Here is a 21,481-nt window from a genome sequence, read left to right on the forward strand (position 1 = left end):
CACCGCCTCAGAGGAAGTAGCCGCGACCGGTCCGCTGGACCTTCTTCTTGCCGCGCGTGCGAACGTCGTAGGCCGCCTCGTGCGCGAGCATCCAAGCCGCGTAGAGGTCGACCTTGCGGCTGCTCTCCCGCGAGAGCTTGCCGAAGGACACGCCGTAGTTGTTCACCCGGCGGTAGGCCGACAGCGCCGCCCGGCGCATGGCCGGATCGCCGTCGTAGAAGGTCTTCGCATCGAAGATCGTCTGCATGATGCGCTCGTGCGCGAGGGTCAGCCGGCGCTGGTTCTGCCGCATGTCCAGGCCGACCGGGGAGCGCTCGCTCGCCTTGATGCTGTAGCCCTCGGCGAAGTCCGCTTCCCAGTCGGCGATGTGCGACTCCCACAGCGCGACGTCGGCGTAGAAGCCCCGCACGTTGTAGAGCGCGTGGGCCTCTCTGACGGCCGAATCGACCGCTCCCTTGTCCACCTGCCAGTCGTCGCCCTTGGGGCCTTCAGGCTTGAACCAGTGACCCAGGACGAACGACGTGGCGTCGCTCAGTCTGTATGCCACGAGCGCGGTGTCGTCGCCGGTCTTACCGCCGTCGAAGCCGAGCGTGATCTCGTCGCCGGGTTGCAGCGTCGCCCCGGCGTTCTCGATCGCGCGCAGCTGCTCGGGGCCGTACAGCGCGTCCTCGTCGGCCACGACCATGTTGAGGTACATGCGCCGGGCGCGGGCCGGGCTGATCACCAGCGAGAGCGTGGATTTGATGATCGCGTCCACGTTCAGCCAGACGGCGTCGCCCCGGATCTTCGGGATGACAATCCGCAGCGCCTCGGGAGTCAGCGGGGTACGGGGGTCGGCTTCCACCGAGTCGTACATGACGCCGACGTCCTCGGCCTTGCCCTCGCGGACTTTCTCGTACGCCTCACGCATTCGCTCGGCAACGGAATCCTCGCCCGGCAAATACGCATTCGTAATTGCGAGATAGCGCGAATCCTTCTTCGTGATATTGCCGTCAATGGTCTCCATCATCGAATGCCCGTTGTTTCCGGACACCCAGTGCTGGGTCTCATTGAGACACACGAACGTCGAGCGGGCACCCTCCAGGGCGCGATACGACGAGGTCACAGCCTCAAGCCGCTTCGTGCCGTTCCCCGCGCGGATCAGCTCCGCGCCGGCCTTGATGCCGTAAGTCTCGATCAGCTTCTGCGACATCAGCGACGGCAGGAGCGTCATGGTGTTCTTGGTCTGCTCGCGGTTGACGGCGGCGACCTGAACCCACGCCTGCGGGTGCGCCTTGCCGACCGGGTTGCGCTCCTTGTCCCAATGCGAAAAGCGGGACGGGCCAAGGAATTCGACCAGGCACAGCACGGCGAGCAGCGGGTCCTTGCCCCAGCCCTTCAGCCGCTGCAAGATCCCGACGCGGTGGTTGAACCGGCCGCTGTACTCGTCGACCGCGTACCAGTGCAGGACGAACCTCAGCTGCTCGGCGGTGAAGCGCCACGGCCCGCCATCCTCGGCGAGCAGGTAGTCCGCGCACCAAGCGGCGACCTCCCAGCCGAGCGTGGCCTTCGGGAGTATCCACTCGCCGAACACGCCGCGCTGCCAGGTGGGGCCGATGTAGTCCGGCTCCAGGGCGTCGATCTCCTCGGGGGTCAGCGTGACCGTAGCCACGGCATCACCCCCTTACTGCGCGATGCCCAGCTGCGCGCGGTAGTCGTTCAGCACGCTCACGCTCGCCGGGGTCTCCTCGACGACCTCCTCGGACAGCTCGATCCGGACGCGCCGCCGGTCGCCCTCGGTGACCAGCAGGGAGGAGAGCGCCGACATGATCGTCATGAGCATCTGGCCGGAGCGCTTGCGGGAGTTCTTGTAGAGCGACAGGTCTTCCATCAGCGACCGCAGGATCGCGATGTCGCTCTGCTGGTAGAAGTCCGCCTGGCCGCTGTTCTTGCAGCCCAGGTAGATGTCCCGCGCCAGTGGGTGCCAGTCCGGATCGGCTGCCGGCCACCGGGTGTTCCGCGCCTTGCCGCGCGTCACCGCCGTGGTCTCGCCGCCGCGCCGCTCCCGGGGACGCGCAAGGTCTGACTCGCGGTTCGGGACGGGGCCACGTGCTCCCATGAGCTACACCTCCTCGTCGTCGGGGGCGACGAAGCCGAACGCCAGCTCCGTCTCCAGCTCGTTGTTGTGCACAACCTCGTGCTGCTCGGGCCGGCCGAAGTCCAGCTCGAACACCCAGCCCGCCAGGGCGATCCGCACCACCAGCACGCGATCACCCCCGGGGGAAGCCAAGGCCCCGCAACGCCGGAGGGGTACGGCATCACGGGGCCGGAAGCGGGGAGCCTTGTGGGCTCGACCCGCCTACGCCAGCAGGCCCGGGTGGGCCTCTGCGCGGCGGAACCGGTTGGCGGCTTCACGGCGCTTCTGCGCCGCCGCCTGGCCGCCCTCGCGGGCGCTCTTGCGGGCGTGATGCCATGTGCAGATCGCTCTCAGGTTGTCATCTGCATGATCATCGCCGCGCTTGATGTGGTCGACCTCGGTCGCCTTGTCCCGGCATCGCCGCCCATCGGACCGGATCACCGTGCAACGGTGCCCATCGCGCCGAAGGATGCGACGCTGGATGACCGGCCAGTCGGCCGGCAAGCGGTCACGCCGATCGGAACCTTCCCAGGCCATCAGCATCACCGCCACGTTGAACCCCGACCACGTTGGGCCGATGTCGGCCGTGGACCCGGGGCAGTCTGCTGCAAAGCGGCTTACCTGTGTATCGGCCCGTAAGGGCCGTATGCCGTAATGCCGCAATGAGGTAGCCAGCTGACCAGCTTCACTGTTGTTGGAGACTTCGTCTCCCAACCAGCTGACCTGCTTCTCTGCTCTCCCGCATTGCTGTATTGCTTTGCTTCATCTTGTAATCGAGACCAGATTCGAGCCAGTCAAGCAGTTTGTTGCGCAGCTCACATCAGGAACTTCTTGAGGCAGAGTTTTCCCAGGTCAGACCGGGGTAGCGTCTACGCCCTCCCGGGCGGGGTAGCGTGAGCGCACCCCGGCATGACCGGGGTGGCGTGTACGCACGAGCGAGGGTGCGTACACGCACAGGCGGGGTAGCGTGGACGCACAAACGGGGTAGCGTCAGCGAACCCCAAACCGTCCTTGACCCGTCCTTGAACCATCCATAACCCGCGCGTTCGCGCGATGTTGCCTCCGGCGATCCAAGGTCAACGGCGAAGGTCAACGGCAAACCCAGCTTCGCCGCATACCGGCTTCGCCAGTCAGCGGCGGAAGGACTCGGCAAGACCAGGGGCCTCCGGCCCCGGCACCGGATAAGCGGCGTAGCCGGCCAACCCGTCAGCGGCGGGGGACCGGAACGGTCCGATCGCGGTCAGCAGCTCATCCGGCCGCCGGCCAAACCGGTCAAGGGCGAAAGGCGCACCGACGAGGAGGCGTTGGCAACCGGCTCAGCGGCGCGCTGCCGGCCGAATCCGGGGGCAGGCCGGCGCAATACGTGGCCGCTGGCCGGCGTGCAGGCGGGCTCTGACGGACCCTATTACCTGGGCAGGATCTCAGCTGCTATCACGTACCGGTCGGCAAAAGAAGCGGCCGGGGATCATACCCCCACCCTGCCTGGCGGACAAGAGCGAATCTGCGATGTGTTGTACGGCGCTACGCGTTGCCTTACTCATGGGTAACGTGTATTTCGTGTTCTGCCTCTGGCCTGCCCATGCATAGCCCTTGACCTGCACAAACGCTGCATATGCGCAGCTCACGGGGTATGTGTGTGCCGCTGGCAGGGCTACTCTCACCGTGATGTGCACGCGTATGTGGGGCCATGCCACAGGAGGCACGTGTAAAGCAGGCTGAGAACCACGCTGTGCCACGTTCACCCGGGGGTGAGGGTGATTGGGTGGGCGGCATAGGGCCAACGTCTTACAGGGCCCCTGAGAGGCCGGTCTACCAGGCAGGCAGGGCCGGGCGGCAATCACTGTGGGTGAAATGCAGGCCGATCCGGGCCATCGCAAGGGCGCCTCCTGTGACCGGGGCCACAAATAGCCGCTCGGGCAAGACTTTCTTAGGCCCGTGACCAGGGAAGACAAAAGTGTGACCGGGGCCACGTGGAAAGCTGTTGACCTGCATTACACGTAAGCAAACCAGGGTTGACCTGGGAAGACAGGCCGGATCTCACTCTCTGTACGTGTAATCCATGCCGTAGCGTTCTCCCTGTCAGCGAGGCACACACAAACGGAGGCAAGCACGGAGCACCGCCCGCCAGGGCGGGGAGGCAAACCGCAAGGGGCGACACAAGTAAGGCCAGCGCCGATCGGTCCTACGCCAGGGCCACACGGTCGGCGGGCGGCTCGTTCTTTCTCAATTCCACAGTGATCCGAAACGCGCGACGGTACGTCGGTCGCGACCGGGAATCTGCTCTGCGCACGTCTCGCACGTGCGGCACACAGTTCTTGCCGGTCAACGCCAACCAATGCACTCGCGATGCAATACGGATATGCAGGTGCGGCCCGCTTGGCAGGCGCGCTCCCGGTTCGATTCCGGGCTATCCGCGAAACCGCGCACAACGCGCGGTCAACGAAAGGCAAGTGCCATGAGCAAGCTCGGGAAGTACACCGTTCTCTGTGACGCCGGTTTCAACGGCGGGGCAACCCTCCCTGACGCACCGTCCCCTGAGAACACCACGAACTCCCTGCGTGATGCGGGTGCGACGTTCCGGACTTGGATGCGTGAGTCCGGCAACGACTATCACCGTGCCGATGGGTACGGCGCTCCGGTCGCGTGGGTTTACATGACTGCCGACTATGACGGCATCGCGTACGGCGATAACGGAGTGGTGGCATTCGAGCGTGGCCCGCGTGGCGGAATCGTTCGTGTCAACGTGTAATGCAGGCCGAAACCCCTTCGGGGGTCGCGAGGATTGGCATTCCTCGCCTGATGATGGCTGCCCAATCGATAGGAGCAATCTGCCATGTCCAACACCCTGAGCGACATTGACGGCATCGCCTACGTCGGGCGTGCTGGTGATGGCGTGCGTACCGAATTCCAGCTGATCGGAACGGGGCCGGACGGGAAAGAGATCGTCCGATACCGCATGGTCGGCGAGGGTTCCGCAGATGGCATCGACTACGCGGAAGAAATCCACGTGGCGCTGATCGCGGGCGAGACGCCCGAACGGGATGCCGTTTCCAAGGCATCGGGTGCGCTGCTCTCTTACTGGGATGCCGCGATTGAGGCATACGACTGCCACGGTCCGGATGGTCTCGCCGATTCCGAAAATGGCGACCTGTTCCCGCTGAACGTCATGGAGTGGGGCAGCGCTCACACCTTTGACCTGTTCGTCGCCCGTGACCGCAACGAGTACGTGCGGGACGTCTACTGATCGGCCGAAACCCCTTCGGGGGTCGCAGGGATTGGCATTCCCTGCCTGATGATGGCCTGCCGAATTGATAGGGGATATCTGCCATGGCTCGGATCAACGTTCGGAACGCTGACGGTCGCATTCAGGCTCTCGTTCCGTTCAATGCTGGCAACTTGACCGGCGTGCACGTCGGCGTTCTGTCCGGCGGAATTGAGACGGGGCAGCTTCCGGAGGAATACGCGAAGCCGCTGCGTGACGCAAAGTCCCTGTGGACCGGCAACTACGTGTCGGGTGACGGGAAGGTTCCCGCCGATGCACCGGTCTACGTGGTCTACAGCTACGAGACGCCAATCGCATGGGTGACCGCCTCCCGTAAGCGCGTCATCCCGGACACGAAATACAGCATGACGACTTCCCGTCACCAGGGAATCGTGCGCCGCGCCTGGCGCTGATAGGCGCACCCCGAATGGTTACCGGCAGGGTTCGATTCCCTGCCCGGGGACTCCGCAATATCCATTTACCGAAAGGCACTGCCATGTTCAACATCATCGCTGGTCTGCGTCGTTCCTTCCGTGCCTTCCGCACGGAGGAGATCGCGCAGCCGGTGACCGTGATCCCGGCCCACGAATTGCAGGACGCGATCCGGGACCTGGCGAACGTCGTGGACAACATCGGATACGGAGAGGTGTGGACCGCCCTTTCGTGCACCGAGGTCCACGCGCTTTCTCGGGTGCTCCTGATCGCGGGTCACGCCGATTCAGCCGCCCACGTGATCGCCTGCCACGCCGAGGGTGACGACATCCTGTCGCCCGAGGACATTGCCGCGAACCCCAATTGGGTCGACGGATTCGACATGCACTCGGACATGTCGTACTACGCCAACGAGCGCGGCGACTACGACAAGGTTTCCGCCATGGCGCGCGAATACGTCACGACGTCTCTCTGATTCCCCCGGATGGTCAACAGGCAGGGTTCGACTCCCTGCCCGGGGACTTTGCACAACCGCACGTGTAATGCAGGCTGAAAGGAACACCCTGCCATGACCGACTTGATCATTGCGCCGTCCATCCGTCTCCGTGACGTGTTCGGCACCGACGCGCGAGCGTGCACCGATCGGATCGTGGCGACGTTCAACCGCGCCACCCCGGGCATGATCGCGGACGGCGCGACCTGGTATGCCGAGGGTGAAGCCCTGATCGACCGGCTCGCCGCGCAGCACAGCCTCACCCGTGAGGCTGTGGCCGCCGTGGTCGCGCACCTCTCCCCCCGGACGACCTGGACGCGCAACGTCGAGGGTGCCGTGGGCCTGCTCGCGAACGACCACGCGCCGCACTGCATGGGCGCGAACGTTGAGCGGGCACGCGCTGCCCTGGCGTCGGACGACCCGATCGGCACGCTCAACGGGCCGAAGACTCGCCGGTTCGCGCTCAACCTGCTCGGTGACCGTGAGGCCGTGACCGTCGATGTGTGGGCGGTCCGGATAGCACTCGGACCGACGATCTGCGAGCGCGTCAACCCGGAGACCGGACTCGGTCGGCGCGGCGTGTACGCGGCTATCGAGCACTGCTACCGCCTCGCCGGACACCGCCTCGGGATCGACCCCGTGACCGTCCAGGCGACGACTTGGATCGTGGCCCGCAATGGCCGCAAGGGCTGATCGCAGCCTCCCCTGACGGGCAGACATCCCGGCGTTCGAGTGCCGGGCAGGGACTCCCCAACACCATCAACGAAAGGCACTGCCATGGATGAGATCGAGCGCCAGGCGCACGACGAGATCGCGCTGATCGACGAGTGCGCGACGGCTGATGAGGTCGCGTCGTACCTCACCCGACGCGTCCGTCCGGCCGTCCTGCGGATCATGGCCGACCTGATGCACATCGAGTTCCCCACGGACTTGCCGCGCAAGTCGACGATGGCCCGCGCCATCGCACGTGAAGTCCGGGCCTGAGCGGCCCGCAAGACCCAACAACGAGAGGTGGCCGCCATGAATGACCCCCGATTCCGCACAGCGAACGGCGTGGAGATCACACAGGGCCTGAAGTGCTGGGACTACAACCTGCGGCTGTGCTCCGTCGATGTCGACGCGAGCCGCGTGGATGAGGAGTGGTGGGACGGCTGGTTCCGCACGCGTACCCCGGAAGGCCGCCAGGCCGACCGGTTCAACGGTGAGCGGCTGTGCACCGTCCACCCGATGACCAGGCAGCGCGCCGAGGACGCCTGGCCCGCCTGATCAGCCCGATGGTGTAGGGCCGGTTCGACTCCGGCCCCGGGCACGCAATGACCCCCTGAGACAGGAGAATGCCGTGAAGGTCACCAACGAGTACCGCGACCAGGCCGAGCGCACGTCGGCGGTCTACCTGGACGGTGAGTTCGTCCGCACGCTGGAAGACGACTACCTCGCGGAGAAGGCCGCCATTGCCGAGTACCAGGCCGCCGGGAAGCACTTCCTGGAGCGCGTCGTCTTCGGCAACGGCCGGGCCGCCCTGCGGTTCCGGACGCCGGGGACCGTGATCGTGGAGCTGCACATGGAGCACCACTACGAGTATTACGGCCGGATCGACACCAAGGCCGTAGTCTGCATTCCGCTCCCGCCGGCCGATTCCAAGCCTGGCGACGATGCGTACGACGAGTGGGCGTACGACCACATCTTCAGCGAGACCGGCACCGGCCGGGCCGATGGTGACTGCGGCTACTTCGTGACGATCGCCGATGCCACGCGGGCCGACATGGTCGGTCTGAAGTTTGAGTGGGGCGTCTGACGCCTCCCCCCGGATGGTCGTAGGGCGGGTTCGACTCCCGCGCCCGGGGGCGTTCGTGTAATGCGGGCCAGGCGTGTACCGTGTGTGGTGCAGGCCGAGAGAACGGAGACGCCGTGAACGTGATGGTGCGGGCGATCCTCGCCGGGGATGACCTGGTGGAGACCGCCAAGCGGGACGAGCTGCGCCGGATGCTGGCGGAGCGCGCCTACCTGTGCCAGACCTCGGGTGCCGACCTGACCGAGAACGACGCGGTCATGGTGCGCCTGGTCAAGGGCCGGGTGCAGAGCCGAATCCTGGTGTCCGGCGCGGTCTACGACGCCGCCCGGCGCGAGTACGAGGCGATTCGCGACGAGCTGGACGCGGTCATGGTCGTCACTGACGGCCGCACCCTGGCCGGCTGAATCCCGACCGAGAGATAGGACAACTACAGTGAGCATCGCCGCTGGTAACAGCCTTCGGAGGGTCGACGTGGGACGTGTGACGTACACCGTCGCGCTCCAGTACGAGTCCGACCAGGTGGGCTGGATCACCGCGCACCGTCAGTACGACGTACAGGGCCAGGCCGACACGGACAACGCGAAGGACGTCGGGATCGACTGGGCGCTGAACGAGTCCATCATGACCGGGATGCCCTGGCGCGTGATGGTCTACAGCACCGAGACCGGCAAGGTCCTGGCTGTTGTCGAGCCGGACGACCTGACCAAGACGACCGGCGCACCGCAGCGTGTCGCCCGGATTGGCAAGAAGCGCATCCCACCGCGCGTGCACGGACCGGTTGGCGACGTGGTTGCCAAGGTCCGCGTGACGCCCCAGTTGCTCGGGCGTGCCGTCCTGGTCTCCCAGGACCGGGCGAACCGAGTTGGCACCGGAACGGACGGCTGGCACCTGGCGAGCTGGCGCGACGAGGGCACGCATATTGCCCGGGTGCGCAGCCTCGCCGAGCACACCGTGCAGGGCGTGACGCAGCTCGTCCTGATGACAGACCACGGTCGTCTGTTCGTGCCGGCCGCCAGCACCGCGATCCCCGCGTGAGGGGCCTTGCCGCAGCCGGGATCGCCGCGATCCTCGGCCTGATGGTCTGGGCCGTCGTCGAACACCAGCGCTGGGAGAGCCAGTGCGAGCAGGCCGGCGGGCGGGTAGAGCGCCGGTTCGAGTACATGCAGCAGAACGCGCACTACACCTACGGCCCCAAGGGCAACATCACCGGAGTGTGGTACAGCAGTGACCCGGTGTACTCCTGGCACTGCTGGTTGAACGACCGCGAGATCGAAGTCTGACCCGTTTGACACGCACTCGACGTGTAATACATGCCGGGTGCGTGTAATGTGGGCCAGACTTGCCGCAGACCCCCTCTGAACTGGAGAAACGCATGAGCAACGAGACCCTGGCCGCGCTGATCGCCCGCATCGAACGCTGGGACGACGCGGCCACCGCCGAGCTGGAGCGCCTGGGCGACAAGGCCGAGGAGACCTGTGACTACCGCGAGCGTGACATGCGGGCCGCCGACCACGGCGAGACCGCCTGGGAGCTGCTGGGCGCGCTGGTCGACGCCGTCAAGAAGACCCTCTGACCCCCATCCCCTGACCCCCTTTACCGCGACACCACCCCGGAGGAATGCCATGACCGACCAGACCCGCCTCGCGAAGATCCGCGCCCTGCTCGCCAAGGCCGAGGCCACGACGTTCGAGGCCGAGCGCGACGCCTACAACGCCAAGGCGGCCGAGCTGATCTCCGCCTGGGGCCTGGAGGACGCCCTGCGCGAGGCCGAGGCCCAGACGCCCTTGCAGGTGTCCGACAAGTTCATCAAGGTCACCGGTGCCTACCAGAAGGACAAGGCGATCCTGGCCTACCAGGTCGCCGAGGGCCTGGGCCTGAAGGCCGTGCTGCACCAGTCCGGCACGGGCAAGGGCAAGGGCTACGCCACCCACATCTTCGGCTCGTCCGAGGACTTCGTGCGCGTCGAGCTGCTGTTCACCAGCCTCCTCGTCCAGGCTTCCTACGGGCTCAGCGTGGCCCGCCCGTACAGCCCGTTCGAGGACGTCAAGGCGTACCGCCGGTCCTGGCTGGCTGGCTTCACCAGCGCCATCCGTGGACGCCTGGACGCCGCCCGCCAGCAGGGCATCCGTGAGCAGTCCACCGGCACGCCCGGCACCGCCCTGGTCCTGGTCGACCGCTCCAAGGCGATCCAGCGGGCCGTGGATGCCTACTACCCGAAGCTGGTCACCAGCACCCGCCGCCTGACCGGCTCCGGCCGCAATGCCGGCTATGCCGCCGGCCAGCGGGCCAACCTGGGCGGCAACGAGGTCGCCCAGCGCGGCCGGCCTGCTGGCGCGCTCACCCGCTGACCTATTCGCCTGCGTGCTCCCGGCTTGGACGGGGCAGGGCTCGGACCCCCACGCAGGCACTCTCCCCGATCCACACCGCCTTGCCCCCTGGAGGCTGCGCCATGTCCACGACGACCACCGTCTACCGCGTCGAGACTCGGTACGGGTTCGGCCCGTACGCGGGCAACTACGAGTTCCTGACGAAGACGCAGCTCGGCCTGCGTAACCGCATCTGCGACGTCCATGAGGGCAGCGACGATCACCCCGGCATCCGGAACGACCCGGGCCTGCCCAACGAGGACTACTACTGCGGGTTCGCCGAGCTGGAAGACGCCGCCGCGTGGTTCGACGGGTTCGGCAAGGCGCTGCGCCGGGCCAGCTTCCACATCTCGATCTACGAGATCGACCCCCGACACGTCCGGCAGGGACGCACGCAGCTGTGCTTCCGGCTGGCCGAGGCGACCTTCGTTCGCCGCATCCCCACTACCGAGGTGATTGCGTGAAAGAGATTCCAGTGACCAACCCCGATATCAAGCTGATCGTCGGCGGCTTCGCCGTCGTCACCGGCGACACGCAGCGCCTCGCGCACGCCCTGCGGCCGGGCACCATCGTGGCCCTGGTCGACGTCACCGAGTACGGCGACATGACCGGCTGGGAGTGCCGGCCGATCGGCCAGCGTGACCCTGCCGTGAAGGTGGTGGCCAAGGTCGACCTGATCCCGGCCGACCTGCCCGAGCTGCCCCCGCTCACCATCGAGCTGCCCCCGGGTGCCACCGTCACGCCGGAGACCCGGGAACGCCCGGTGTCGGCGACCGGCGGCGCGAAAGAGCAGGGCGCGGCCCGCTACGACCTGGTCCCCGAGTACCCGCTGCGCCTGCTCGCCGAGCGCTTCGGCTACGGCCCGAAGAAGTACCCGACCACGGATGGCCTGGACAACTGGCGACGCGGCTACGCCTGGTCGCTCTCGTTCGCCGCGATGATGCGCCACGCCTGGGCGTTCTGGCGCGGCGAGGACGAGGACGCCGAGACAGGCCAGCCCCATCTGGCCGCCGTCGCCTGGCACGCCTTCGCCCTGCTGGAGTGGTCCCGGCACCCGGATCTGGTCGAGCGCTACGACGACCGCCAGGACCCGAAGACCGGGGCCGCGCAGTGAATCGGCCGGCCGCCGGCCCGCTCACGCTCAACCAGCTCGTCTTCGTGACCGAGGGATACGGCAGGTCGCGAGGCGAGCAGTCGGGGCGGATCGTAAAGATCGCCCGGGTCTGGGTGACGATCGAGTCCTTGCGCGACCCCTCGGTCACCTGGCGGCTGCGGATCGCCGAGCAGAACGCGGGCACCGGGTACGCCACCGAGTCTCGCTTCGAGACGATCGAGCAGTACGAATACCGCGTGGCCGAGGGTCGGGCGCGCAAGATTCTGCGTCGCGCCGGGCTCACGGTTGAGTATTCCGGCTCGTGGGTCGGCAAGGACCGCCTTGTCAAGCTGGCGGACTGGCTGATCGAGCAGGACCCCGAGCTGATCAGCGACGGCACCGAAAACCTGTGACCCGTGTCTCGCGGCCTGCATTTTGTGTAATGCAGGCCGCGAGCTACGGTAGACAAGCACCCTTCACCACCCCGCTTGGAGGCACCGATGACCGAGACGACCACCGTGAACCTGCTCCGGCGGGAAATCACCACGCTCTCCGAGCTGGCCGCGCTGCCGGTCGGCGCGATCATCGAAGACCGCGACGGCGACCAGGCCGAGCGCGACCAGCACGGCGTCTGGCGTTCCGCGAGCTTCCCCGGCGAGCGGCTGCACGACACCGCCGTGGCCGCGTTCTACCTGCCCGCGACCGTGCTCAACGCCGACGAGCTAGAGAAGTACACGCTCGACGGGTTCCGGCTCGGCGACCTCGCCAAGGTCGTGACCAACGACTACGCCATCGCGGTTTCCGCCGGGCGGGTCGGCCTGGTCGAGCGAATCTCGCAGGGCCACCTCTACCTGCGGTTCCCGGGCGGCATCGTCCTCCCGCTGGAGCCGGACGAGGTCGCGGCCATCGGGTCGGCCGGCATCGAGCCCGGCGCAACCGTGGAGGTCACCGCAGACGCCGAGGGCCAGCACCAGGTCCGGATCGGCCGGCGCGGTTTCGTCATCGCGCGAGTCGTCACCGACCACTTCGAGCCGCACTGGCTGGTCCAGTTCGACCTGAACAGCCCGTGGTTCACGAACGGTGCGGTCATGCCCGAGACCTGCCTGAAGGTCGCTTCGCCGGTCCGCCTGTAAAATGCAGGCCGGACTTCCCGCCCCCACCTGGAGGTCCCCACCGTGGCGCTGATCCCCCGCGCAGAGGAAATCGACCTGGTCCTGACCGTCCTGGAGTCCGACGAGTACCCAGACGGCAAGGGCATGGCGAAGGCCCTGATCAAGCAGGTCGCCGACATCCTCAGCTACCGGGACAGCGTCGCCCTGGTCCACAAGTTCGGGCCAGCCGGCCAGCCCGGCACCGGCATCAACTGGGGGCCGTTCGCCTCCAACATCGACGCCAGCCGAGCAGCCGAGAAGATCGCCCTCGGAGGCACTTTCCACCTGGTCAAGCTCTACGCGCCCGGCGCTTTGCTGGCAAACGCCACCAGCTCCAAGCGCAAGGGCTGGTGCCAGACGGACGGCTGTGGACACGCCGACTGGATGCACCTCCAGGTCCGGTCCGGTCGCGGCCGATGCATCGAGTCCTGCCCGTGTGACGAGTTCAAGAAGTGAAGGAGGCCGTACCCCATGAGCAAGCGATCAGTGCCGTACGAGTGGTGCGGCCTCTGTGAGAAGCGCGGATTCCACTCCGAGCATGACGCCAACAAGGCGCTCGGGCGGGCCGCCACCACGCGGAACCGCGTCGCCGACCGAACCGGCACCCGTCGTGGGATGCACCGAGAGAACCGCTTCTACGACTGTGACCTCGGGTTCTACCACCTCACCTCCATGTCCCGAAAGGACGTTCGCCAGTGACGACCACCGTTGAGATCCCTGGCACCACCGTCAACGAGGTTGTGACCGCCGCCATGTTCGCCGAGGACGGCCGAACCCGGGACGCGCCAACCCGCGAAGACATCGCGTACGCCCGCGTCGCCCTGCTCTACACCGAGCTGGTCGCGTCCGGCTGCAAGACCCCGTGCGCCACCCTGGCCGCCCGCCACGGCGGCAACCCGGGCCGCTGGTCCAACCACTTCAACACCGCCCGCCAGCGGGGCTTCCTGACCCGCCCGATCGCTGGCCGGCACGTCGGTGGCGAGCTGACCGAGCTGGGCCGCGAGATCCTGGCCGAGAACGGCGTCGAGGTCGCCCGATGACCGAGCGCGTCCTGCCCCTGGAGGGCCAGAAGCTCGCCTACGTCGACTTCGACGAGCCCGCGCCGGAGGAGGGTTACACCCGGCCGGCCGTCACCTCGGACCTGGACGTTGCCAACCTCATCACGTCGGAGATGCGCAGCCAGCCGAAGTACGCCTTCATCGACCCGGACAACCAGTGGCACAAGGTCGTGCTCGACATCGACCTGCCGGTCAAGGTGCTCCCCAGCACCACCGAGGGCCACCACCACCTGTTCATCGACAAGGCGATCCTCTGGGAGGACTACGTCGAGCTGATGGAGGTCATGGCCCGGATCGGCCTGATCGAGCGCGGTTACCTGTTCGCCAGCAAGGAACGCGGCTACTCCTGCGTCCGCCTGCCCTGGGTCAAGAAGGCACCGACCAAAAATGCAGGCCAGGACAACAGTCCGGCCGTCCAGGACTTCTTCGACGACCTGTTCGGCCCCGAGCCGGCCACCCCCGACAACACCGACCCGCGCGACTGAGGGAGCACCACCGCAGTGACCACCATCAAGTTCCGCACCGGATCGACCGTCGCACTGGACGCCCACATGGCGTCCGACATGGCGGTCATCCGGGCAGCTCGCGTCTCCACGCAAGGCGAAGAGGCGCACCTGATGGACGGCTCCGAGGTCGACCCGGAGCGGTTCATCCGCTTCCTCATGCGGGACCGGCACGGCTCGCCGTTCGAGCACACCGCGTTCCGGTTCTTCGTCGAGACCCCGATGTTCGTCGCCCGCGAGTGGTTCTGGCACCGGATCGGCTCGTTCAACGAGGAGTCGGCGCGCTACCGGGTCCTGAAGCCCCACTTCTACGTCCCGCCGCGCTCCCGGCCGCTCCGCCAGCTCGGCAAGCCGGGCGCCTACCGGTTCGAGTGGGGCACCGACGACCAGTACACCGTCATGCGCCGCGAGATCGAGATGAACTCGAAGATGGCCTACGGCCGGTACCAGACCATGCTCGGGGCCGGCATCGCCCGCGAGGTCGCCCGCGACGTCCTGCCGACCAACGTCATGACCAGCTTCTACTGGACGGTCAACGCCCGCGCGCTGCTCAACTTCATCAGCCTGCGATCCACGGCCAGCCCGTCCACGGTCCCGACCTTCCCGCTGTGGGAGATCGACGAGGCCGCCCAGCAGGTCGAGCGCGAGTTCGGCCAGCTTATGCCCATCACGCACCAGGCGTTCAAGAGCGCCGGGAGGGTCGCCCCGTAATGGTAATCGTCACCGTCATCACCGAGCCGAAGCCAGGCGAGCCGCAGCTCAAGGTCTTCACGCCGGCCGGAACCATGGTTCCCGCAACCATGACCACGCACGAGTTCGAGGACGAGCACCAGGCCGCGAACTTCCTGGTTGAGGACTCCGGGTTCGAGCACGCGAGCACGCTGTTCGTCTCCTGGGAGCGCCGATGAGCGACGCCTTCCCGGTCGCCAGCACGCCGGGCCGGATGCCGGTTCCCGTGTTCCGCGTGACCTTCCGGCTTCGCCGCAAGGACCACAAGCGGTTCTACGAGGGCGAGCGGGCGCTGAAGCTCGCGCTGCACGCCCTCTTCCGGGCCTACCCGGGCGACGACGAGTGGCTGACCATGCAGGACCTCCGGATCGACCTGATCGCGGCGGCACCGATCAACGTGACCGACACCTACGTGCTCCAGGAGCTGCCGAAGTGACCATCGAGTTCCAGGCATGGCCGAAGACGCCGCGCCTCTTCCGCGACATGATCATCACCGAGAAGCTGGACGGCACGAACGCAGCCGTGGTCATCGAGCAGGTCACCGGCTACCAGATCGACACCCCGCTCTGGGGCGGCGAGCCGGACTGCTTCGAGGTCGACGGCGGCGCGTACCGGATCGGCGCACAGTCCCGCAAGCGCCTCATCTACCCCGGGGCCGATAACTTCGGCTTCGCCGGATGGGTTCGCGAGAACGCGGTCGAGCTGATCCGCGCGCTCGGCGTCGGCCGGCACTTCGGCGAGTGGTGGGGCCACGGCATCCAGCGCGGCTACGGCCTCAAGCAGGGCGACCGCCGGTTCAGTCTCTTCAACGTCGAGCGGTACGCCGGGCTCACCAGCGACCTGCCCGGCCTGGGCGTCGTTCCGAGCCTCTGCCGGTACGCGTTCGACACCCGCCAGGTCGAGAACACCCTCGCCTTCCTCCGGGAGAACGGCTCCGCAGCCGCCCCGGGCTTCATGCAACCGGAGGGCGTCATCGTCTTCCAGACCGCCGCCAGCCAGGTCTTCAAGGCCCTGATCGAGAACGACGACCAGCCGAAGGGGCTCAACCAGTGAACACCGCCCACCCGCAAGACCTGCTCGTCGTCGGCTGGCTTGCCGAAGCCGAGGACCACCCGCAGTTCACCGAGCACCAGGTCGTCAGCGCCGCCGTCGTCAACTTCGTTGACTGGGTGCGCGGTCGCCGCTTCCGCCGGGCCTACATCACGGACGGCGCGCTGGAGCACGAGAACGCCGAGCACATGATCGACGCGCTCCTGACCGTCGCCGCCCGCTACGGCTGGCGGGACCTGGCCGCGATCGGCGACTACGCACGTGTAATGCAGGCCGACCAGGAGATCGACGACCAGCGCGCGGCCGAGCTGCTGGCGGTGGCCGCGTGAAGGACCCCGTGTTGGACGAGAACGGCAAGTGCATCGCCCTGACCGACTGGCTCGGCGGGACCGTCCGCGTAGGCGACATGGTCCTCTACTGCATCGGTGCCGGCCGGGGCCAGCAGCTCGCCTACGGCGTTGTCAAGCAGCTGGTCGCCGATCAGAAGATGGGCTGGGGCAACCGGGCGGCCGAGCCCGACGAGACTCCGGACTACGTGACAGAGGCCGGCGGGCGGTGGATGCGCACGCAGGAGCCCTACTGGGACTACGGCGTCCAGGTCCACACGCAGGGCGTGTCCGGGTGGGGTGGCAAGCGCGAGCGGGCCGCCTGGGTCAACCCGATGAACGTGACCGCGCTTCCGCTTACGCTGGCCGGCCTTATTGGCAAGGCCGGCCAGTGACGCCCCGAAGGCTTTTTGAGCTACTGGTTCAGGCCGTTCTCCTTGCGGCGCTGGCTGGCCTTGGGCTCGCTCTCGGGCTGCTCGCCTTCCTTACCCTCCTCGTGCCCCTCTGACGTCGTCGACCAGGCGGCCGTGAACTCCGATAGAAGGTGTTCCGGCCGCCACGACGGCAACCCCTTTGGGGCACGACCCCGGCCCCGACCCGGCAGCCGAATGAACTCGAACGCCCCCGCAAGGATGGTTCGCTGCTCCCCTAGGTCGAGCGCGCCGAACTCCTCGAAGGCGTTTTCAATATCGACCTCCTTGGTGAACGTGGCGCTTCCGGCCCGCGCGATCTCCGCCTGCAACGCCACCAGCTCCGCCCGCAGCCGCGCGGTCCCGGCGAGCATTGCCGCCCGGTCGATCAGCCCCTGCGTGCGGTCCTCCACCAGCTCTGCCATCAGGCCCTCGATCTCACGCTCCCGCGTCTTCAGCGGTTCCACGTTCACCGGGTCTGGCACGGAGTGAAACGTCCTCCGGCCGGTCCGGTCCATCTGCATGACAAGCCGGTTCACGATCAGGTCGTCGGCGAAGTCGATCGGTATAGAGGTGTGGCCGGTGCCCGCCTCCGGCTTACCCTCCACCCCACCGCACACGTAGATCCGCCACGGTGCGCCGTTTGGGGCCTTGTTCGTGATGACCTTTCCGCCGCACTTCCCGCACTCGGCCAGGCCGGACAGCAGGTAGGTCTGCTTCCCCGCGTTCGGGTTCGCATAGACCTCGGAGTTACGGTCCAGGACTTCCTGCGCTCGTAGCCATGTCGACTCGTCGATGATCGCGGGCCACTGGCCGTCACCCATGATCTCCTCATACAGGGTGATCTTGCCCATGTTGCGTGGGCTCCGCAGCAGGCGGCGCAGCGCCGGGACGCCCCACTCGCCGGTCGGGTTGTAGTCCTGCTTGCGCGGTGCGCGGGGCCGCTCCGGATCGTCTGGCCTTGGCTCCGGCGCGGACGTGCGATATCCCGCCTCGTTCCACTCCTGGCAGATCGTTGCCATCCGCTTGCCGCGCGCCACGTCCCGGTACGCTTTTTCGACCAGCGCCGCCTCATCCTCGCGTACCGTCATGTCCGCGTTGTAGCCGAACGGCAGGCGAATCCAGTTCGGGATACCGGCGGCGACCCGCTGGTCCTGCTCCAGGATCTGCCGCTCCGCCTTGCGCTCCTGCTCGCCGGCCGCGACCGCCGCGAGAATGCGCGCCACCATCCGGCCCACGTCGTTGGTCAGGTCGATGTCGCCGGTCGCGGTTGCCAGACCGATGTTCCGGTCGATCGCCAGCTCGATCAAGGACTCCAGGTCCTTCATCGAGCGAGTCACGCGGTCCAGGTGCCAGGCCACGATGTAGTCGGCCTCACCCGCTTCCACCGCGTCGCGGGCCTTCTGCCAGCCGGGCCGATCCTCCAGCCGCCACTTCGTCGCCGACATCGTGTCTTCGACCACCATGACGACGTCCCAGCCGCGAGCCAAGCACAGCGCCCGGCACGCCTGCTCCTGCCGCTCGATGCCCGCACCCTCGCCGGTTCGGTCGATCGACATCCGCAGGTAAATGATCGCCCTCGGCCTGCGCCCGTCCTGCGCCGCGTCGCGCAGCGCCATCGCGCGCCGCCGGGCGGCACTCTTGATTGTCGGTGGAGCCATCAGGCCACCGCCGCGTACGATTGACGGCCCTGGTCGCAAGATCCAGGCCGAAGGAGGGAGTCAAACGTCATGGACCCATGCTAGCTTGAACATGGCCGCCGGAACTGTCGGTGGATGTAGTTCATGATGTTGTTGAAGTCGGCCGCGATGAACGCGGTGCCGATGCCGATCACCACGCCGCAGACAGTGGCGATCCTGCCGACCCTCAAGTAGTACCCGTCGGGCCGGTCCTTGCGGACGTAGGACTGCCAGATGTCGTATGTGAAGACCGTGTTGAAGCCGCTGACGTTCGCGGCCATGCCGGCCATGAACGACGCGATCAGGCCGGTCACCGCGATGCCGAGCACGCCGTTCGGCAGCAGGTCGCGCATCAACAGCGGGATCGCGTTGTTGTACTGCAGCGCGCCGGACTCCGCACCCAGGCCGGAGACGGTGACAAGCGCGATCAGGCCGGGCACCACGACGACGGCCGGGATCAGCAACTTCGGAAAAGCCGCGATGATCGGGGTACGCCGGGCAGCGCTCATGTTGCGCGCGGACAGCGCCCGCTGCACCTCGGCGAAGTTCGTGGTCCAGTAGCCGAAGGACAGCACGAAGCCGAGGCCGAAGACGATGCCGATCCAGTTCGCACCGAGCGGGTTGTCCTGGCCCGCGGTGTTCGCCCAGGTGTGCAGCCCGGCCTCGCCGAGCGTGCTGCCCCGGACCGCATCCGCCAGGCCGTTCACGCCGCCGACCTTGACCAGGCCGATCACGGTGAGCGGGATCAGACCGGCCAGGATCACGAAGAACTGCAGCACCTCGTTGTAGATCGCGGAGGTGAGACCGCCGATCGTGATGTAGGCAAGCACGATCGCGGCCCCGATCACGATTGACACCCACAGCTCCCAGCCGAGCAGCGCCTCAAGCACCAGCGCCAGCGCGAACAGGTTGACGCCCGCGATCAGCACCTGGGCCAGCGCGAAGCTCAGCGCGTTGAACAGGTGGGTCGGCCGGTTGAAGCGGCGGAGCAGGAACTCCGGCACGCTGCGGACCTTGGAGCCGTAATAGAACGGCATCATCACGATGCCCAGGAAGACCATCGCGGGTACGGCGCCGATCAGGTAATAGTGCAGCGTCATCATGCCGTACTGCGCGCCGTTCGCGGCCATGCCGATGATCTCGAGCGCGCCCAGGTTGGCCGACACGAACGCCAGGCCGGTGACCCAGGCCGGCAGCGACCGGCCGGACAGGAAGAAATCGACGCTGGTCTTGATCGCCCGCCGCGCGGCGAAGCCCACCCCCAGCACCGTGCCGAAGTACAACACCAGGATCAGATAATCGATTATGCCAAGATTGAGCCTCAGCTCGTCCACTGAACACCTCCCCGGGGCCGGCCTCCGTGCCGGTCACCGGGGCGTCGACTACCCCTCGGTAACCAGACTTACACGCCTGAATCCCTGTTGCGCACCACGTGTCAGTTGATCTCTGTGCCGGTAGGCTGCGGCTATCGAAAACCCTGACGAGATGGGCCGTGGGCGGCGTCTGCTCATCCTGATGATCTGCTGCATGAGCCTGCTGATCGTGGGCCTCGACAACACGATCGTCCAGGTCGCGCTGCCGTCCATCCGAGCGGACCTGGACGCGTCGCTGTCTGGTCTGCAGTGGACGGTGGATGCGTACACGCTCGTCCTGGCCAGTCTGCTGATGCTCGCCGGCTCCACCGCGGACCGCATCGGGCGGCGGCGGGTGTTCCAGACCGGCCTGGTCGTCTTCGCGCTCGGCAGCCTGGCGTGCAGCCTCGCGCCCACACTCGAATGGCTGATCGCCGCACGCGTACTCCAGGCGGTCGGCGGCTCGATGCTCAACCCGGTCGCCATGTCGATCATCACGAACACGTTCACCGACCCGCGCGAGCGCGCGCAGGCGATCGGCGTCTGGGGCGCGGTCAGCGGGCTCGGCATGGCGCTCGGGCCGGTGCTCGGCGGCGTGCTGATCAACGCGGTCGGCTGGGAGGCGATCTTCTGGATCAACATCCCGGTCGGGATCGCCGCGATCGTGCTGACCGCGGTCTATGTCCCCGAGTCCCGGGCCGCCCGGCCGCGCCGGCCCGATCCGGTCGGACAGCTGCTGGTGCTTGCCTTCCTTGCCGCACTCACGTTCGGGATCATCGAGGGACCGAACCTCGGGTGGGCCTCACCTGTCATCATCGGCGCGTTCGCGGCGTCCGCGGCCTCGCTCGCCGGACTGCTCCGCTATGAGCCCCGCCGTGCCGACCCCCTGCTCGACCTGCGCTTTTTCCGCAGCGCCCCGTTCTCCGGCGCGGTGCTCATCGCGATCAGCGGCTTCGCGGCGCTTGCCGGGATGCTGTTCCTCGGCACGCTCTACCTCCAGGAGGCGCGCGGCCTGTCCGCACTGCACGCCGGCCTGTGGATGCTGCCCATCGCGGCCGCGACAGTCATCTTCTCGCCGATCGCCGGCCGTTTGGTCGGCGTGCGCGGCACCCGGCTCCCACTGATCATCTCGGGCGTCTCGATGACCGCGGCCGGCGCGATCCTCGCCGTATTCACCGTGGACACGCCGCTGGCTTGGATCCTGCTGCCCTACGCGCTCTTCGGGCTCGGCTTCGGCATGCTCAACACGCCGATCACCAACACCGCGGTCTCCGGCATGCCCCGCGCCCAGGCCGGACTGGCCGCCTCGGTCGCGTCCACAAGCCGCCAGGTCGGCCAGTCGCTCGGCGTGGCCGTGATCGGCGCCGTGGTCGCCACCGGGCTGGAGGGCCGCGCGCTGACCACTGACTTTACCCGGGCCAGCCGCCCCGGATTCCTGATCGTCGCCGCCGGCGGCCTGGTCGTGCTGCTGGTCGGACTGGCCACCACGACCGCCCGGGCCCGTGCCTCCGCCGACCGCGTCGCCGCGGCGCTGGACCCGGCGCACGGCTGACTTTCGCAAGATCAGTTTCTGGCCGCCGTCGGACGGTGTCGCGCTTGCCTTTGCTCTGCTTACATGACTAAAACCGGCAAAACGTCACGTCGAAATGTGCCGGTTCGTCAATGTAAG

General features: G+C 67.3%; 33 protein-coding genes and 1 pseudogene. 28 read left to right on the forward strand and 6 right to left on the reverse strand.

The genetic code is table 11. The features are described from left to right. Positions 1–7 precede the first annotated feature (7 nt). The 4 genes from ACIA8K_RS12690 to ACIA8K_RS12705 all read right to left on the reverse strand — a co-directional run bounded on the left by ACIA8K_RS12690 (position 8) and on the right by ACIA8K_RS12705 (position 2,659). A complete protein-coding gene (locus ACIA8K_RS12690) occupies positions 8–1,651 on the reverse strand; it encodes a terminase (RefSeq protein WP_396058036.1) in 1,644 nt (547 codons plus the stop codon). Positions 1,652–1,663: 12 nt separating this feature from the next. Next, on the reverse strand, positions 1,664–2,098 hold the full coding sequence (locus ACIA8K_RS12695; RefSeq protein ID WP_396058039.1) for a hypothetical protein: 435 nt from the start codon (positions 2,096–2,098) through the stop codon (positions 1,664–1,666). Between the two features lie 3 nt (positions 2,099–2,101). Then, positions 2,102–2,245: a hypothetical protein gene (locus ACIA8K_RS12700; RefSeq protein ID WP_396058041.1), complete on the reverse strand. Its 144-nt coding sequence runs from the start codon at positions 2,243–2,245 to the stop codon at positions 2,102–2,104. 93 nt (positions 2,246–2,338) lie between these two features. Further along, complete coding sequence (locus tag ACIA8K_RS12705) at positions 2,339–2,659, reverse strand: HNH endonuclease (protein ID WP_396058523.1); 321 nt, start codon at positions 2,657–2,659, stop codon at positions 2,339–2,341. Positions 2,660–4,571: 1,912 nt separating this feature from the next. Between ACIA8K_RS12705 and ACIA8K_RS12710 the strand changes: the two genes are divergently transcribed. The 27 genes from ACIA8K_RS12710 to ACIA8K_RS12840 all read left to right on the forward strand — a co-directional run bounded on the left by ACIA8K_RS12710 (position 4,572) and on the right by ACIA8K_RS12840 (position 16,766). Beyond that, a complete protein-coding gene (locus ACIA8K_RS12710) occupies positions 4,572–4,865 on the forward strand; it encodes a hypothetical protein (RefSeq protein ID WP_396058044.1) in 294 nt (97 codons plus the stop codon). An 84-nt stretch (positions 4,866–4,949) separates the two neighbouring features. Beyond that, positions 4,950–5,360, forward strand: a complete 411-nt coding sequence (locus ACIA8K_RS12715; RefSeq protein ID WP_396058045.1) for a hypothetical protein — start codon at positions 4,950–4,952, stop codon at positions 5,358–5,360. Positions 5,361–5,443: 83 nt separating this feature from the next. Continuing rightward, complete coding sequence (locus tag ACIA8K_RS12720) at positions 5,444–5,791, forward strand: hypothetical protein (protein WP_396058047.1); 348 nt, start codon at positions 5,444–5,446, stop codon at positions 5,789–5,791. Between the two features lie 83 nt (positions 5,792–5,874). After that, positions 5,875–6,285: a hypothetical protein gene (locus ACIA8K_RS12725; protein ID WP_396058049.1), complete on the forward strand. Its 411-nt coding sequence runs from the start codon at positions 5,875–5,877 to the stop codon at positions 6,283–6,285. A 93-nt stretch (positions 6,286–6,378) separates the two neighbouring features. Beyond that, positions 6,379–6,996, forward strand: coding sequence for a hypothetical protein (locus ACIA8K_RS12730; protein WP_396058052.1), 618 nt, complete (start codon positions 6,379–6,381; stop codon positions 6,994–6,996). Between the two features lie 84 nt (positions 6,997–7,080). Continuing rightward, a complete protein-coding gene (locus tag ACIA8K_RS12735) occupies positions 7,081–7,287 on the forward strand; it encodes a hypothetical protein (protein WP_396058054.1) in 207 nt (68 codons plus the stop codon). A 36-nt stretch (positions 7,288–7,323) separates the two neighbouring features. Further along, positions 7,324–7,569 (forward strand): hypothetical protein, encoded by a 246-nt coding sequence (locus ACIA8K_RS12740; protein WP_396058057.1) that lies wholly within the window; start codon positions 7,324–7,326, stop codon positions 7,567–7,569. Between the two features lie 73 nt (positions 7,570–7,642). Then, positions 7,643–8,098 (forward strand): hypothetical protein, encoded by a 456-nt coding sequence (locus ACIA8K_RS12745; protein WP_396058059.1) that lies wholly within the window; start codon positions 7,643–7,645, stop codon positions 8,096–8,098. Positions 8,099–8,211: 113 nt separating this feature from the next. Further along, a complete protein-coding gene (locus ACIA8K_RS12750; RefSeq protein WP_396058061.1) occupies positions 8,212–8,499 on the forward strand; it encodes a hypothetical protein in 288 nt (95 codons plus the stop codon). A gap of 76 nt (positions 8,500–8,575) precedes the next feature. Next, the gene (locus ACIA8K_RS12755) at positions 8,576–9,130 is read left to right on the forward strand and encodes a hypothetical protein (protein WP_396058063.1); all 555 of its coding nucleotides are present in this window, start codon (positions 8,576–8,578) and stop codon (positions 9,128–9,130) included. Next, positions 9,127–9,375, forward strand: a complete 249-nt coding sequence (locus ACIA8K_RS12760) for a hypothetical protein (RefSeq protein WP_396058066.1) — start codon at positions 9,127–9,129, stop codon at positions 9,373–9,375. Before ACIA8K_RS12755 ends, ACIA8K_RS12760 begins: the two co-directional genes overlap by 4 nt. A 92-nt stretch (positions 9,376–9,467) precedes the next feature. After that, the gene (locus tag ACIA8K_RS12765) at positions 9,468–9,668 is read left to right on the forward strand and encodes a hypothetical protein (protein ID WP_396058069.1); all 201 of its coding nucleotides are present in this window, start codon (positions 9,468–9,470) and stop codon (positions 9,666–9,668) included. Positions 9,669–9,717: 49 nt separating this feature from the next. Further along, positions 9,718–10,443, forward strand: a complete 726-nt coding sequence (locus tag ACIA8K_RS12770) for a DUF2786 domain-containing protein (RefSeq protein WP_396058072.1) — start codon at positions 9,718–9,720, stop codon at positions 10,441–10,443. A 101-nt stretch (positions 10,444–10,544) separates the two neighbouring features. Next, positions 10,545–10,925 (forward strand): hypothetical protein, encoded by a 381-nt coding sequence (locus tag ACIA8K_RS12775; protein ID WP_396058074.1) that lies wholly within the window; start codon positions 10,545–10,547, stop codon positions 10,923–10,925. 11 nt (positions 10,926–10,936) lie between these two features. Further along, positions 10,937–11,575 carry a dATP/dGTP diphosphohydrolase domain-containing protein gene (locus ACIA8K_RS12780; RefSeq protein ID WP_396058076.1) on the forward strand — a complete coding sequence of 213 codons (639 nt, stop codon included), beginning with the start codon at positions 10,937–10,939 and terminating at the stop codon, positions 11,573–11,575. Continuing rightward, a complete protein-coding gene (locus ACIA8K_RS12785; protein ID WP_396058079.1) occupies positions 11,572–11,967 on the forward strand; it encodes a hypothetical protein in 396 nt (131 codons plus the stop codon). The genes ACIA8K_RS12780 and ACIA8K_RS12785 overlap by 4 nt, the downstream gene beginning before the upstream one ends. An 87-nt stretch (positions 11,968–12,054) precedes the next feature. Then, a complete protein-coding gene (locus ACIA8K_RS12790) occupies positions 12,055–12,687 on the forward strand; it encodes a hypothetical protein (protein ID WP_396058082.1) in 633 nt (210 codons plus the stop codon). A 42-nt stretch (positions 12,688–12,729) separates the two neighbouring features. Further along, positions 12,730–13,161, forward strand: a complete 432-nt coding sequence (locus ACIA8K_RS12795) for a hypothetical protein (protein ID WP_396058084.1) — start codon at positions 12,730–12,732, stop codon at positions 13,159–13,161. 15 nt (positions 13,162–13,176) lie between these two features. Next, entirely contained in the window at positions 13,177–13,404 is a 228-nt protein-coding gene (locus tag ACIA8K_RS12800) for a hypothetical protein (RefSeq protein WP_396058086.1), read from the forward strand. Further along, positions 13,401–13,745: a hypothetical protein gene (locus ACIA8K_RS12805; RefSeq protein WP_396058089.1), complete on the forward strand. Its 345-nt coding sequence runs from the start codon at positions 13,401–13,403 to the stop codon at positions 13,743–13,745. Before ACIA8K_RS12800 ends, ACIA8K_RS12805 begins: the two co-directional genes overlap by 4 nt. Next, the gene (locus ACIA8K_RS12810) at positions 13,742–14,248 is read left to right on the forward strand and encodes a hypothetical protein (RefSeq protein WP_396058092.1); all 507 of its coding nucleotides are present in this window, start codon (positions 13,742–13,744) and stop codon (positions 14,246–14,248) included. The genes ACIA8K_RS12805 and ACIA8K_RS12810 overlap by 4 nt, the downstream gene beginning before the upstream one ends. A 15-nt stretch (positions 14,249–14,263) precedes the next feature. Continuing rightward, positions 14,264–14,977, forward strand: coding sequence for an FAD-dependent thymidylate synthase (thyX, locus tag ACIA8K_RS12815; RefSeq protein ID WP_396058095.1), 714 nt, complete (start codon positions 14,264–14,266; stop codon positions 14,975–14,977). Next, positions 14,977–15,174, forward strand: a complete 198-nt coding sequence (locus tag ACIA8K_RS12820; protein ID WP_396058097.1) for a hypothetical protein — start codon at positions 14,977–14,979, stop codon at positions 15,172–15,174. The genes thyX and ACIA8K_RS12820 overlap by 1 nt, the downstream gene beginning before the upstream one ends. Then, complete coding sequence (locus ACIA8K_RS12825; protein ID WP_396058100.1) at positions 15,171–15,431, forward strand: hypothetical protein; 261 nt, start codon at positions 15,171–15,173, stop codon at positions 15,429–15,431. The genes ACIA8K_RS12820 and ACIA8K_RS12825 overlap by 4 nt, the downstream gene beginning before the upstream one ends. Beyond that, the gene (locus ACIA8K_RS12830) at positions 15,428–16,048 is read left to right on the forward strand and encodes an RNA ligase family protein (protein WP_396058103.1); all 621 of its coding nucleotides are present in this window, start codon (positions 15,428–15,430) and stop codon (positions 16,046–16,048) included. Before ACIA8K_RS12825 ends, ACIA8K_RS12830 begins: the two co-directional genes overlap by 4 nt. Next, positions 16,045–16,374 (forward strand): hypothetical protein, encoded by a 330-nt coding sequence (locus ACIA8K_RS12835; RefSeq protein ID WP_396058106.1) that lies wholly within the window; start codon positions 16,045–16,047, stop codon positions 16,372–16,374. Before ACIA8K_RS12830 ends, ACIA8K_RS12835 begins: the two co-directional genes overlap by 4 nt. Continuing rightward, positions 16,371–16,766 (forward strand): hypothetical protein, encoded by a 396-nt coding sequence (locus tag ACIA8K_RS12840; protein WP_396058109.1) that lies wholly within the window; start codon positions 16,371–16,373, stop codon positions 16,764–16,766. The genes ACIA8K_RS12835 and ACIA8K_RS12840 overlap by 4 nt, the downstream gene beginning before the upstream one ends. Positions 16,767–16,786: 20 nt before the next feature. On the opposite strand, the gene ACIA8K_RS12845 is transcribed toward ACIA8K_RS12840, so the two are convergent. Both ACIA8K_RS12845 and ACIA8K_RS12850 read right to left on the reverse strand, forming a co-directional pair. Continuing rightward, a complete protein-coding gene (locus ACIA8K_RS12845) occupies positions 16,787–18,400 on the reverse strand; it encodes a recombinase family protein (protein WP_396058111.1) in 1,614 nt (537 codons plus the stop codon). Between the two features lie 143 nt (positions 18,401–18,543). Further along, positions 18,544–19,794, reverse strand: a pseudogene (locus tag ACIA8K_RS12850) (sodium:solute symporter family protein); the annotation flags it as partial. A gap of 193 nt (positions 19,795–19,987) precedes the next feature. Between ACIA8K_RS12850 and ACIA8K_RS12855 the strand changes: the two are divergent. Further along, positions 19,988–21,364 (forward strand): MFS transporter, encoded by a 1,377-nt coding sequence (locus tag ACIA8K_RS12855; RefSeq protein ID WP_396058113.1) that lies wholly within the window; start codon positions 19,988–19,990, stop codon positions 21,362–21,364. The last annotated feature ends 117 nt before the right edge of the window (positions 21,365–21,481 follow it).

It is taken from the genome of Catenuloplanes sp. NPDC051500, assembly GCF_044454585.1.
Classification (GTDB): Bacteria; Actinomycetota; Actinomycetes; order Mycobacteriales; family Micromonosporaceae; genus Catenuloplanes.